This is a genomic window from Neobacillus sp. FW104-15D2, assembly GCF_058790155.1.
In genome coordinates, this window is sequence record NZ_JBYTCJ010000013.1 from 74,230 (window position 1) to 87,244 (window position 13,015).

Consider the following 13,015-nt stretch of genomic DNA (forward strand, 5'->3'; position numbering starts at 1 on the left):
TCATTCTTTTCTCGCAAAAATTTTTCTAACAAAGATTAAATAAAACAGGACAGGCATTGGTGCCTGAATAAGCCCGACTATGCCCCAGAGCCAGTAGTTATGGCTTCGTTTTCTGGCATCCAAAAACAAAAAGATGCTTTGGGATAATAAGATGATAGCAACTAGCAGGATGAGGCCAGGCGTCATTTCTTTATTCATATATCATTCACCTTCCTGATAGCGCGAAGGCTGGTGTAAGACACAATAAAAACGACCCCTGCAGCCTGAAGGGCGATAAAAACAATCGGCATGTGATATAAGGACACAATAATTCCTGTAAGGATAAAAGCGGCAATTATGAAAAATAGAGTCAGATCTCTAATCAATTTTTTCTTATATTGCTGCTTTTCATTTAGAATCATTGTTTCAAACCAATGAAGATCCGGGGAATAAACCGGTATATGATCAATTTTCTCCAAACCTTGTTTGATCTCATCAATCGTTCTAATATCTTCCTTGTTTAGATGCTCGTTCTCTAGCGATACGATTTTCTTCTTCTTCATCGATTTTTAGCTCCCTTCTGACTGACATAATGCCGTTATGCACTCTTGACTTAATTGTTCCCGCAGATATTTTCAGCATTTTCCCTATTTCCTCATAAGAATATCCGTAATAATGCTTTAAAATAATAGGTATTCTCACTTCCTCAGGCAATTTTCCCAGGGCGGCCAGGGTGTCGTTCCATTCCTCATTCCTGCTTTCAAAATGCCATTTTAGTTTTCTGGAGGTTTCCTCCTGAAGATGCCACTCCTTCTCCCTCTTTTTCTTCCGGCAATGGTCTATATACGTGTTCGTGGCAATGGATATCAGCCAGGTGGAAAATTTAGATTCCCCGTTATAAAGCTCTAGTTTTTGAACACACTTTGTCATTGTTTCCTGGGCAAGTTCTTCTGCTGTATCGGGATTCATAGTGATTTTCATTAAGTATTTCACCAGGAATGGATAATTCTCTTTAAACAGGATTGCAAAAGCAATATGGTCGCCCTGTTTGGCACTTTTAATAATGTCGTCCATTCGATTTTAAGTCCTCACTTTCCCCTGTATCCCGCTTCCTTTTTCTCTCTATTAATTAGACGTTTTAAATTTAATTTCGTTCAGTGTTTTTATTTTTTTTCAAAAAGGGTTGTTGAGTTCCGCATTAGGTGCGTACTGTGTGCCTGCGGGGTCTCCCTTACCGCTTTCCCGCAGGACATTGATTAGCACTCTTGAAATCCCCCACACACCAGGAAATGCGATGCACAAGAAAAACATCCGGAAATTTACATCGCACCACATTTTGCGAAAGCATATTGAGGATTTCCGAGGAGTCTCGCATCTTCGTTCCGTCGATTCTTTGCATTTCGACAGAGGAAGGGAACAAGTACCTTCTTTAAAGAGATCTGACTATTTTAGCGTTCATTATTGGTTTTTTTACATGTTGAAAATGAATGGTTTTTGGCTGACCTGTTTTTCAATGAGAGCCGCAATGGCCATATAGAAAGAAAGACTGCACATGGAGCAGCCCTTTACCTTTCGAACGTTCCTTTCGCAATTGCTTTTCCGTTTTCAACCATTAATTTCCCTCGAGCAAAAACCGAGTGAATGTTGTAATCCTCTTTGTTAAGAAATACAAGATCTGCATCCTTGCCTTCCACAATCATTCCCTTTTGTTTTAACTTTAAGATAGCTGCTGGATTTTGTGTAATAACTCGTAATGCTATTTCAAGTGGAACAGACTCTTCGAGGACCGCGTCCCTTACCTCCTGATAGAGAGTAGCAACACTTCCTACCTTCAATCCAATAAGTTCTCCAAATTCATCAAAGTCAGGAAGGCTTGCCTGTCCATCTGAAGTAAAGGTTATTTGCGATATATCAATATGGGCATCAAGCATTCTTCTTAATCCTGCACTGCATTTTATCTCCCCCTCTTCAAAGAACTTAGGGATAGTACTTGTTGTAAAATCAACATAGCCACCCTTTTTGGCAAAGCGGATACCTTCTTCAAACAGATGTGGATTGCGGTTTATATGGGTGGGATGAAACTGGCGGATAGGTATATCTGTTTTTTCTGCAACCTCTTCAATTATCTTTAAATGATCAAAACTATCTCCAACATGCACATTTACGATTCCGGCCTTTCCAGAAAGCAGGCCGCCAATCCTGGCAGCAGATGCAATTTTCGCCATTTCCTCTGCTGTTGGCTGGGAGGACCGGTGGTCTGCAATAGCTACCTCCCCCGCACCAATTATTTTATCAACAAGGATGATATCATCTTCAATTTTCCCAGTTAGTGTTTTTAGGGGCACCTGATAAGAGCCTGTATGTACGTAACAGGTAATTCCTTCTTCTTCAAGCCCGCGTGCTTTTGCAATCAGGCTGGGCATTGTTCTGGTTGTGCCGTCTGTACCAAGAACACCAACTAGTGTGGTAATTCCAGCAAGAGTGGCATCTGTCAGCTGGATCTCAGGTGTACGAGTGCGGAAGCTTCCTTCACCCCCACCTCCAGTAATATGCACATGTGAATCAATAAAGCCGGGAACAACTAATTTACCTTCTGCATTAACCACTTTAATGTCTACAAAGTTTTCAGGTAAATTAATTTTATCTAAGATATACCCAATTTTCTCATCAACGATTAATAAATCCTTTTTCCCAAGATAATGAGGAGCGTAAATTTCGCCATTCTGAATAAGTGTTAACAAGGCTGAGACACCCTTTCCAATTCAATATGCAATTAATATAAGTCAATTTACATAATTTGAAAATCTTAACTCTTTAGGCAAATTACCCATTTTGTTTTAAAAGGGTTTAATCGTTCTCCTGCTGGGTAAATAAATAACAACAAACAACAAATAACTAGTCTAATAGGACAAAGGAGAATAGAATGATGAAAGAAATTATTTCAACTAATGTCATCGTTCGAAACAAGTTCACTATGAAGAAAATGCTTGAAATCTTTCAAGCTTCCAAACAGTATAACGGATCTACCTTTCTATATAGTAACCATAAAGCAGTTGATGCCACTAATTTAACAAAACTTGTTTCGTTCTTATTAACATGCAAAACTAAATCTACATTGAAAATTATCGTTGAAGGTGAAAATGTTCAGGAGCATTTAGATCTTATTAGTAATATGTGTACTGGTCATGTTACTGTTCTTAAAATTTCACAAAAGCGCTTTTTGAATACTTCTGAAACATTTCAGTTATAGATTATAATGTATGCCCCAGGTAGAAACCCTGGGGCTTTTATTGTGTTTGAATGGTGCACAGCACTGCTGAAAGAAGGGCAATACATACACGAGATGGCACTTCAAGGTTTATCCAGTCATTCCAGCTTCAAGGCGGGCATTTGCTGATGAGTTCGGGCAGTTCACTTAAGAACCGGTTCGGGCAGTTCACTTAAGAACCGGGCATTTGTCGATGAATGCGGGCATTTCACTTAAGAACTGGGCATTTGCAAATGCAAGACGTGCATTCCTTCCTTGAAATCGTGCATTCCTTCTTTGAAATCGTGCATTCTTCCCCTGAATTCGTGCATTCCTTCTTTGAAATCTTGCATTCTTCCCCTGAATTCGTGCATTCCTTCCTTGAAATCGTGCATTTGATTGATAAATTAAAACTTTTTATCATGGGAGCGGGGTACTTTAGTTAAAAAAAGAGGATTTGGATTTGCTTTAGGTAGTTTTTTAGTTAATTTACTTCTTAATTGCTATAAAACTATGATTTTTTCAGAAAAAGAACATCAATCAAGTCCTGAGTCTTTCTTAATCCCCATGTTGGTGCACAAAAAAGGGAGTATCCTTTAAGATACTCCCTTTTTCTTAATGGCCATGGCCATGGCCTTTCCCTTTTCCATGCCCTTTCACTTTCTTTTCCAACTTCTCTTTTTCTTTCTTAATCTTTTCTTCCCACTTTTTCGCAGCCCCATTAAATTGCTGCTGCAGGCTATTTTGCTGGGCCTGCTGCTGTTCAAGCTGCTTTTTCAACAATTCTTCCTGTCTCTTTTGTTCCATTAATGCTCCTATATGCTGGACATTAAAGCTTTCAGGATTGGTATTTTTTAGAGCCTCGGACATAACCTGCTGGAAAACCCTTGCTGCTCCCTCACTGCTGGTTGTGGTTAAGTAGTGCTTACTGTCTGTTTTATCATAACCTACCCAAACAGCCCCTACTAAATTAGGAGAATAGCCGACAAACCATTGGTCCTTTACACCATTGATTCCTTTGATCGGCACCTGGGTGGAACCAGTTTTTCCGGCAATTTCATAACCCGGAACCTGAGCACCTTTTCCTGTACCTTCTTCAACTACACCAAGCAGAAGAGTGTTCATTTTATCAGTGACAGATTTTGTGGTTACCCTTACTTCTTTTTCTTTCCAGCCTGCTATTTTATTGCCATCTGAGTCGACAATTTTACGTATTAAATGCGCAGGAATTCGTTCTCCCTTATTCGGAAAAACGGAAAAAGCCTCTGCCATTTTCATTGGTGATACGCCCCTATGAAGTCCGCCTAGTGCAATCGATAAATTACGGTCTTCTTTATCAAGCGGAATTCCAAAACGTTTAATTGAATCAAGGCCTTTTTTGATACTAATTTCATTTAAAAGCCAGACTGCTGGTACATTCATAGATTCTTTGACAGCATCATACATAGGTACCTCGCCAAGATACTGATGGTTATAATTCTTTGGTTCATATGTTCCAAATTTCATAGGTTCATCTTTTAGCATATCCGTAATATTCCAGCCTTCTTCCAGAGCAGGAGCATAAACAGCAACCGGTTTAAAGGAGGATCCTGGCTGAGCTTGTAACTGGGTTGCCCTATTATAACCTCTAAAGGTGTGTTCTCCCCTGCCCCCCACAAGAGCCCTTACTCCTCCAGTATGAGGGTCCATGATTACGGCGCCGCTCTGAACAAGACGGCCATTTCCCTGTGGAAATAAGGAATCATTTTTATAGGTTTCTTCTGCTGAAGCCTGCATCCCAGGATCCATTTCAGTATAAATCTCGTATCCGCCTTCTAAAAGCTTCTTTTGAGATAGTCCATACTCTTTAATAGCTTCTTCAAAAACCTGGTCTACATAATATGGATACCTTCCCCAAAAAGGATCTCCTCCGCCATCTTTCAGAACAACCTTTTCAGATTCCGACTTTTTAAATTGTTCGCTTGTAATAAAGCCTTGTGTTTTCATTGCTGCGAGAACAATATTTCTTCGGTCAATGGCTTCTTGTAGATGGTCATATGGATTTAAAGCTGATGGAGCTTTAATGATTCCTGCCAGGATGGCGGATTCACTTATAGTTAAATCTTTAACGTCTTTACCAAAATATTTTTGGGAGGCATTTTTTAGCCCCCATGCTCCTTTGCCAAAATAAATTTGGTTAAAGTACATTTGAAGGATCTCATCCTTGCTGTATTTTCCTTCTATTTTTTTGGCCAAAAAGAATTCTTCTAGCTTGCGCTTATATGTTCTTTTGGAAGTAAGCAAGGTGTTTTTGGCAAGCTGCTGGGTAATGGTACTGCCCCCTTCAACCACCTCGCCTGCCACAGCATTTTTGAAAAAGGCCCTAAAGATACCTTTGTAGTCTATTCCTCCATGCTCATAAAAACGGCGGTCCTCAATGGCTACTACAGCATTTTTCATGGACTTTGGCACCTGCCGGATTGCTACTCCTTCATGCTTTGATCCTGATATCATACTCGCCTTTTTTCCATTTACATCATACAGCACGGTAGGCTGAGATAATTCATTATTTAATGCAGTAATATCTGTATCATTGGAAAAGCTATGCAAAAACCATAAAAAGGACAGGATAATTGTTGCAAACAATAATATCATCACCTGATTCATATGCCATTTCTTCCAATTTTTAATTAACACTAATTTCCTCATATTTTCCCCCTGAGACCATAAAAATTTGCCTTTTTTTTCTAAGATGCAATACCACTTACCCATTCATAAAGGCGTTTACACACGGGATATTCTATGCGGCGCCACAAAAATAAAAACCTTTGAAACGGAATGTGATTCCATTGATTCAAAGGCCTCTTGTCATTTATTTTGCTGATTGCAATCCTGGCTGCCTAATTCTTTATAAAGTGCTTCCATATACATATAAACAATTTGTTTTGTTTTATTATCTGCTTCTAAAACATCAAGATGCTGGAGGCATTTTTGAATTGTGGAGTGCATGCTTTGCGATTCAGCATTACCCATAATTTTTTCACCTCATTCCTTTAGAAAAAGATTCGAAAATGAGGGTTCATTTGTGGGGGTTTCAAGCTAGTTAGATTACCATTTTGGGACGAGAAAAAGCCTATGAAAATAAGATGCTCCTGCCCTTTGCTACACGTTATTTTGTCCTGAAAGTTCATCTAAGCGCATCTTGGAATAATCTTCATCAAAACTGCTGAATACTCTGTAGTGGTCTTGATCGAGAATTCTAAAATGTTTACTTAAAATATTTTGCTGAAGGACATACTCATTTACCCTGGATACTTCCTTCCACCAAACTCTTCCACCCATTGTCTTTTGTTTTTTTACGTCAATACCTTCACGGGCGACAGTTTCAAGGACCTCAATAGGTTCATTTCCAAAAAGGAATTGAACGGTATCGGACTCCCTAAACAAGGCACAGGCAGAGACTACTGTAGACCACCCTGCCAAGACTCTACCTTTCTCAATTTGAACAAGAGTTTTCTTTGAAACACCAATAATATCAGCCATTCTGTCCTGGGTATATCCTGCTTCCATACGAATGAGACGGAGTTTTTCAGATACCTTTTTTATAATTTCTTCCCTGGTCACTAGGAACCCTTCCTTCAACTGGTGTTATAGTGAAATTTTACACATAAATATCCTTTTTTAAAAGAAAAACAGCTGCCCCTGGGGAACAGCCGTTGATCGATTTATTTACTTTCGAAAGTACTGCACTGGCTTTCGCAATTTTTTGACAGAGAGCAGGCCGCACATTTGCCTTTTTTTGATTTATTGATAAACCGGACAAAAGCCCAGCTGGCATAGCTAAAGATGGCACCGCCTATTATAATATTTGCGATCATAAATCCCACACCTTTCTCTTTTCCGTGAATTAGTCACAGCTGTTCGAGTTGGAATTATTCCTTATACAAGCCCAAACATTTTTCCGCCCTGATAAACGATTCCAGCCAGTAAATAGGCTATTGCTAAGGCATAAATAATGGAGAAAGCAGTCCATTTCTTGGATGATGTTTCTTTGTATATAGTCGCTGTTGTTGCCAGACATGGAATGTACAGAAGAATAAATACCATAAAGCTATAGGCCGCAAGCGGTGTATAGTAGTTTGATAATAATCCCTGAAGGTTTTCACCCTTAGGAACAAAATAGATGATATTCATTGTGGAGATAATGGATTCTTTCGCCAAAAAGCCTGTGAGAAGGGATGCTCCTGCCTGCCAAGTACCAAAGCCAATCGGCGCGAGCAGAGGCGCAAGCACTCCACCAATAGATGCAAGGAAGCTGTGATCCATATCCACCTTTAATCCGCCAGGACCTGCATACGATAAAACCCATATAAAAACAGAACCTGCAAAAATAAATGTTCCGGCTTTTTTAACAAAGCCTTTCCCTTTATCCCAAGTACTTCTTCTAAGTGCCTGAAACTGTGGTAGTCTGTAAGGCGGAAGCTCGATCACAAACAAGGATGTTTCCGACTTTAAGATGGTTGAAGAAAAAACTTTAGCTAGAATAAGAGCAACGACAATTCCCAGTACATATAAGCTTAAAACTACTAAAGCTTTTTGTCCCTGAAAAAAGGCCCCCACAAATAAGGCATAAACCGGAAGTCTTGCTGAACAGGACATGAGCGGAGTGAGCAATATGGTTAACAGTCGTTCGCGCGGTGTCTCGATTGTCCTTGCAGCCATAATCCCCGGTACATTACAGCCAAAGCCAATCATCATTGGAATAAAGGCTTTACCGTTTAATCCGACAGATTCCATAATCCTGTCCATAACAAGAGCAACCCTTGCCATATAACCTGAGTCTTCTAAAAGTGATATGAAGAAGAACAGGATAAATATTTGCGGTACAAAGACAAGTACGCCTCCTACACCAGCAACCAGTCCCTGGATAATTAGGTCATGGATAAATTGAGACGCTCCAGCAACTGACAGTAATTTCTCAATTCCATTTGTTACGGGACCTGTGAGTAATTTATCAAGCAGGTCAGCCAAAGGAGTTCCAAGCCAGTCAAAAGTGAGCATAAACATCACATACATTAAAGCCAGAAAAATAGGCATTCCAAGATAACGGTTTGTTACCAGACTATCTATCTTTTCTGTTAAGGGAGTTCCAGCTTCTTTCTTCCTGACCGATTCACTCAAAATATTTTCAATAACCATTCTTCTCTTTAAATAGATAAAATGAGGAAGTGTCTTGCCACCTTCTTTGACTTTTACTTTTTCAGTAACATCAGTGAGGAGAGCCTCCATTTTTTGCGGATTCATGATAGTACGAAGGTACTCTTCTACATATTTGTTTCCTTCAAACCATTGAAGTGCCAGCCATCTTGGTGAATGGTTGGTTTTTCCCTCTAATTCACCTGCTGTTAATAAAATGACGTCCTCAACATCTTTTCCATAATAAACCAGGTTTTTCCGGTCTAAGGCATCCTCACCATCGGAAATGACATTAACCAGTTGGTCGCAGCCTTTTCCGCTCCTTGCTACCACAGGGACAACGGTTACGCCAACCATACTGGAAAACTTCTGAATATCGATATTTATTCCGCGGCTAGCAGCTACATCAACCATATTGAGCCCTATTAGAGCTGGCTTTCCATATTCAAGCAATTGGACCGTTAAATGCAAATTACGCTCCAGCTGCGAGGCATCCAATATATTTAATAATCGATCAACCTTTTCATTTAAAAAGAAGGATGTAACCACCCCTTCATCCTTTGAAAGGGGATTTAATGTATAAACTCCTGGCAAATCAATTAATCTGCCAATATTATTTTTAAACAGTCCTACTTTTTTTTCTACAGTTACGCCGCTCCAGTTGCCGACATATTCATAGGACCCAGTTAAGTTATTAAACAACGAAGTTTTACCAGTATTGGGGTTTCCTATTAAAGCAACTTCCATTATAACCGCTCCACTTCAATACAATCTGCTTCCTTGCGGCGTATGCCCACACACTGCCCGCAGGATTCAATCATGATGGGGCCCCCAAAAGGCATTACACATTTTACACAGACCTCAGTTCCCTCTGTGATACCTAAATCAAGTAAACGCCTTTTAACAAGGTGACCTACATGCGAGATATCAATGATCTTTCCTTTTTCTCCTGCTTTCAACTGACCAAACATGCTTATCACCCTTTTAATTGAGAATGATTATCTTTACTATGTAGTTATTTTAACATTAAAAACAAAAAAATGTAAAAGCAATATTAAGGGAAATTCCTTTGAATATGTTGAAAAAGGATAAAAGTTTATAAGTTTGACATATTTACTTTTTTTTTCGCTTTTTTTGGTTTTTAAATTTAGGCGCTTTTAATCTTAGTTGTTGATTATATCTCCGAGCCGGTCGCTTTCCGCGGGAGTCTCGTGACCTTGCGCTACGATCAACATATAAATTCAAAGTTGCTTTTTAACACAGCCAAAATTTAAGAGAAACCTACTTCTATTTTATTTCCAATACATAGGTAAATAGTATTATTCCAATATAATTTTTACAATATTTTTTATTTTCTGTAAATTAAAGGTATTTTTACCATTTCTATAGAATTATATAAATCGAGTGAAAAATGAATGATCATTCAGTTTTTCTCAACAAAAAAACAAAGGGGGTATTATGAATTGAATGTTTTTAGCTTATTTTGGAGTGAATTAGCTAAACTTGCGGTAAAAAAAGGGGTTTTACTGTCTGTTATAGCTGCTCTGCTGATCCCTGTTGTGTACGGTGGAATTCTTCTCTCTCCTACATGGAGTCCGTATGACAATCTTTCTAACCTGCCAGTAGCAGTTGTAAACAACGATGAAGGTGCTATGTCAGGAGATGAGAAAATTAATGTAGGAAATGACCTGGTTGCTGATCTGAAAAAAGGCAAGGATTTGCGCTGGGAATTTGTTGATTCAGACGAAGCTCGATCCGGACTTGATAATTTTAAGTATTATATGATTATTGAAATCCCAAAGGATTTTTCTAAGAGAGTAACCACTGTACTTGAACCAAACCCAAAAAACCTGGAGCTTAAATTTACTCAAAATGAAGGTCTTAATTTTATGGCTGCACAGGTAACCAAAACTGCAACAGAAAGTATCCGCGAACAGCTTGCTAATAAAATTACCGAGAAATACGTAAAGAATATTTTTGCAAATCTTGGTGATGTAGCAAATGGGTTTAAAACAGCTGCGGATGGTTCTTCTCAACTGCATGACGGAACGGTCCAGCTTCATGATGGAACTGGCCAGCTGCTGGATTCACTAACAGAAAAATCAGCCGATATTAAAAAACTTGCAGACGGTTCACAAGAACTTGAGGCAGGAACTGCGGAGATGGCTGGTTCTTTATCCTCTAAGCAAAGTGATATAACCAAACTTGCAAGTGGTTCCAAGGAATTAAAAAATGGAACTGGACTTCTCCTTTCCTCTTTAAACAGTAAATCAGGCGACATCACCCGCTTAGCTCAAGGATCTGCTGCTGCTAATGACGGGACAGGAAAATTGCTTGCTGCTCTAAAAGCTGGGCAGCCTGGCGTTCAGCAGCTCGCTGGAGGCGGGAAGAGCCTAGCAGAAAGTGCACCAGCTCTAAAAGCTGGCACTGAAGGGATTTTAAAAGGTTTAAATGACACCAAAAATGGACTCACTTTAGTAGTGAAGCCTAAAACCGAAGAACTATCGAAGGGTGTTACCGATCTAGTTGGGAGTGTCTCACTTACTGCAAAGGGACTCGATGGTTATGTTTCTTTAATCGAGAATTATATTTCAAACCCTACATCTGAAAATAAAGCACCTTATCTTTTCGCTATAGGTGAACTTAGAAAGATGTCTGACTACCTAAATTCACAAAAAACAAAAGACGATCTTTCTGCACTTACTGCTGGCGCAACCGCTTTACCAAAAGCATTTGAGCCTGGTGGAGTTCCTGGAAAGATACTTACACCTGTTGATGGTCTTAATGCTTTAATAGCAGGTCAGACGCAAATCAATGCAGGTGTTGCTGATTTAGCCGCTAAGGCTCCTGCTCTTCAAAAGGGCACAGCGGACCTTGCGACAGGCTGGAATACAATGATTGATCAAGTTACACTTCTCCACGGTGGCACTACTCAAATTGCCGATGGAACAAAGACCGTCCAAACAGGCTGGAGTGACATGACTGCAGGCGTAACGAAGCTTGATAATGGAGCCGCTCAGATTTCAGCCGGAAATGCATCGGTTGATAAAGGTTGGCATGATCTTTCTGCCGGTGCTGCACAAATTCATACAGGCATGGTTCAGGTCAGCGACGGAAATGCATCTGTTAACCAAGGATGGGGTGACCTAACAACAGGTGTTACTCAATTAAATGATGGAGCTGCCAAGCTTGATGACGGGTCGAACCAGCTCGCTTCCGGATTAAAAGATGGTGCACAAAAAACTAGTGCCATTAAAGCGGATGATCAAAATATCCAAATGTTTGCTTCACCTGTTAATCTGGCAGGAAGCACGATTCATAAGTATCCGCACTACCGGGATTCAACTGCACCGTATGTTTTATCTTTAGCTTTATTTGTTGGAATTCTGGTTTTATCATTATTTATTAATTTCAGAAGGCCTGAAGAAGTTTCCGCGCTCAGCTGGTTTGGAGCTAAGTTCTTAAATCTTTCGGTTCTTGCTGTAGGACAAGCTCTCCTATTATCACTAGTTGTCCTTGGCTTTTTAGGAATGGATGTAGATAACCCAGTGGCTTTCGTTTTATTTACCATAATTGTAAGTATCATTTTTTCAGGTATTATTTTATTTTTTGCATCATTGGGGAATGTCGGAAGATTCATGGCTCTTGCGTTCGTAGTATTACAGCTTTCTACAACTGGGGCTAACCTCCCAATCGAAATGCTGCCTGAAAATCTCCGTAACCTGAGCTCGTACCTTCCATTTACTTATACAATAGAAGGATTTAAGTCTATTATTTCACTTAATGACTCAGGTGCAGCTTTTGGAAACATGGCGATTTTGCTTGGCTTCTTTGTATTATTTATGTTGCTTTCAGCAGCTGTTTTCTTATTTAAGTCCAAGGAACATCCCCACCAAGCGGACATTGCGGTTTAAATTATTCTTTTAAATAAGTAAAAAAAAGCCCTCTTCCATATGGAATGAGGGCTTTTTTCAGCTTATTAATACTCTTTCTTAGCTGTACTATTGAGCATGGTTCTTGGTGCTGCGTTTATAACAAGAATCACCAAGATTGCACTGATAACAAAGCTAGCCAGCATATATGTGCCGTTATAAATTAATGAATAAAGTGCTACAGGCTGGCCTTTGGGTGCATACGAACCAAAGAATACAATCCCGGAAATAAAATGGCAGATAAACCTTAGCAGGCTTCCGATAAAAGCACCGACAACTGCAAGGGTCATCCACTGCCCTTTTCGATTCTGTGCCAATGACTGCTTTAAGCCAGCAGCAACTAATCCAGCAAGGCCCGCTGTTGCAAAAGCTAGAATATAATCAAGGAAGCCCTGAACAGGATGAACAACGGTCGAAAACCCTAAAATCAATTGAAGCAGTCCTAATAAAAAGCCAGTCAAAACCCCGCCTTTGGTTCCCCAGCGGTAGGCCATTAGAAAAATAGGAACCATCGCAATAGAAACAGATCCTCCCTGCGGCCAGATTCTAGAAAAAATAAAACCTGATGCCAGGTCCAGTAGATAAGCAAGTGCTGTAAAAACTGCTACCTCCACTAAAAACAATGTATTGCTTTTCTGATTCAAAACTTTTTCCCCCTTTTAATTTGGAGAGTGTCTTTCCC

At 39.7% G+C, this 13,015-nt stretch carries 13 protein-coding genes; 2 read left to right on the plus strand and 11 right to left on the minus strand.

Annotated features, from left to right (window positions below; genetic code table 11):
• The 4 genes from AC3WR0_RS12280 to iadA all read right to left on the minus strand — a co-directional run bounded on the left by AC3WR0_RS12280 (position 1) and on the right by iadA (position 2,720).
• Entirely contained in the window at positions 1-198 is a 198-nt protein-coding gene (locus AC3WR0_RS12280; RefSeq protein ID WP_492552588.1) for a sigma-Y antisigma factor component, read from the minus strand.
• Entirely contained in the window at positions 195-542 is a 348-nt protein-coding gene (locus AC3WR0_RS12285; protein ID WP_492552589.1) for a YxlC family protein, read from the minus strand. Before AC3WR0_RS12285 ends, AC3WR0_RS12280 begins: the two co-directional genes overlap by 4 nt.
• Complete coding sequence (gene sigY, locus AC3WR0_RS12290; RefSeq protein ID WP_492552590.1) at positions 484-1,053, minus strand: RNA polymerase sigma factor SigY; 570 nt, start codon at positions 1,051-1,053, stop codon at positions 484-486. Before sigY ends, AC3WR0_RS12285 begins: the two co-directional genes overlap by 59 nt.
• 491 nt (positions 1,054-1,544) lie before the next feature.
• Positions 1,545-2,720 (minus strand): beta-aspartyl-peptidase, encoded by a 1,176-nt coding sequence (gene iadA, locus AC3WR0_RS12295; protein WP_492552591.1) that lies wholly within the window; start codon positions 2,718-2,720, stop codon positions 1,545-1,547.
• Between the two features lie 182 nt (positions 2,721-2,902).
• Between iadA and AC3WR0_RS12300 the strand changes: the two genes are divergently transcribed.
• Positions 2,903-3,229 (plus strand): HPr family phosphocarrier protein, encoded by a 327-nt coding sequence (locus tag AC3WR0_RS12300; protein WP_492552592.1) that lies wholly within the window; start codon positions 2,903-2,905, stop codon positions 3,227-3,229.
• 612 nt (positions 3,230-3,841) lie between these two features.
• On the opposite strand, the gene AC3WR0_RS12305 is transcribed toward AC3WR0_RS12300, so the two are convergent.
• The 6 genes from AC3WR0_RS12305 to AC3WR0_RS12330 form a co-directional block, all read right to left on the minus strand.
• The gene (locus AC3WR0_RS12305; RefSeq protein ID WP_492552593.1) at positions 3,842-5,914 is read right to left on the minus strand and encodes a transglycosylase domain-containing protein; all 2,073 of its coding nucleotides are present in this window, start codon (positions 5,912-5,914) and stop codon (positions 3,842-3,844) included.
• Positions 5,915-6,073: 159 nt separating this feature from the next.
• Complete coding sequence (locus tag AC3WR0_RS12310) at positions 6,074-6,238, minus strand: hypothetical protein (RefSeq protein ID WP_492552594.1); 165 nt, start codon at positions 6,236-6,238, stop codon at positions 6,074-6,076.
• Positions 6,239-6,367: 129 nt separating this feature from the next.
• Complete coding sequence (locus tag AC3WR0_RS12315; RefSeq protein WP_492552595.1) at positions 6,368-6,829, minus strand: helix-turn-helix transcriptional regulator; 462 nt, start codon at positions 6,827-6,829, stop codon at positions 6,368-6,370.
• A 101-nt stretch (positions 6,830-6,930) separates the two neighbouring features.
• On the minus strand, positions 6,931-7,083 hold the full coding sequence (locus AC3WR0_RS12320; RefSeq protein ID WP_081679961.1) for a FeoB-associated Cys-rich membrane protein: 153 nt from the start codon (positions 7,081-7,083) through the stop codon (positions 6,931-6,933).
• Positions 7,084-7,144: 61 nt separating this feature from the next.
• The gene (feoB, locus tag AC3WR0_RS12325) at positions 7,145-9,148 is read right to left on the minus strand and encodes a ferrous iron transport protein B (protein ID WP_492552596.1); all 2,004 of its coding nucleotides are present in this window, start codon (positions 9,146-9,148) and stop codon (positions 7,145-7,147) included.
• Complete coding sequence (locus AC3WR0_RS12330) at positions 9,148-9,372, minus strand: FeoA family protein (protein ID WP_492552597.1); 225 nt, start codon at positions 9,370-9,372, stop codon at positions 9,148-9,150. Before AC3WR0_RS12330 ends, feoB begins: the two co-directional genes overlap by 1 nt.
• 492 nt (positions 9,373-9,864) lie before the next feature.
• Between AC3WR0_RS12330 and AC3WR0_RS12335 the strand changes: the two genes are divergently transcribed.
• Positions 9,865-12,315, plus strand: coding sequence for a YhgE/Pip family protein (locus AC3WR0_RS12335; RefSeq protein WP_492552598.1), 2,451 nt, complete (start codon positions 9,865-9,867; stop codon positions 12,313-12,315).
• A 65-nt stretch (positions 12,316-12,380) separates the two neighbouring features.
• Here the strand turns inward: AC3WR0_RS12335 and thiT are convergent, their stop codons facing one another.
• A complete protein-coding gene (gene thiT / locus AC3WR0_RS12340) occupies positions 12,381-12,977 on the minus strand; it encodes an energy-coupled thiamine transporter ThiT (protein WP_492552599.1) in 597 nt (198 codons plus the stop codon).
• Between the last annotated feature and the right edge of the window lie 38 nt (positions 12,978-13,015).

Excerpts from the sequence above, each read along its gene's own strand:
- AC3WR0_RS12285 (WP_492552589.1), bottom strand. The coding sequence starts at position 542 with ATGAAGAAGAAGAAAATCGTATCGCTAGAGAACGAGCATCTAAACAAG.
- AC3WR0_RS12300 (WP_492552592.1), top strand. The coding sequence starts at position 2,903 with ATGATGAAAGAAATTATTTCAACTAATGTCATCGTTCGAAACAAGTTC.
- AC3WR0_RS12280 (WP_492552588.1), bottom strand. The coding sequence starts at position 198 with ATGAATAAAGAAATGACGCCTGGCCTCATCCTGCTAGTTGCTATCATC.
- feoB (WP_492552596.1), bottom strand. The coding sequence starts at position 9,148 with ATGGAAGTTGCTTTAATAGGAAACCCCAATACTGGTAAAACTTCGTTG.
- sigY (WP_492552590.1), bottom strand. The coding sequence starts at position 1,053 with ATGGACGACATTATTAAAAGTGCCAAACAGGGCGACCATATTGCTTTT.
- AC3WR0_RS12305 (WP_492552593.1), bottom strand. The coding sequence starts at position 5,914 with ATGAGGAAATTAGTGTTAATTAAAAATTGGAAGAAATGGCATATGAAT.
- AC3WR0_RS12310 (WP_492552594.1), bottom strand. The coding sequence starts at position 6,238 with ATGGGTAATGCTGAATCGCAAAGCATGCACTCCACAATTCAAAAATGC.
- AC3WR0_RS12330 (WP_492552597.1), bottom strand. The coding sequence starts at position 9,372 with ATGTTTGGTCAGTTGAAAGCAGGAGAAAAAGGAAAGATCATTGATATC.
- AC3WR0_RS12320 (WP_081679961.1), bottom strand. The coding sequence starts at position 7,083 with ATGATCGCAAATATTATAATAGGCGGTGCCATCTTTAGCTATGCCAGC.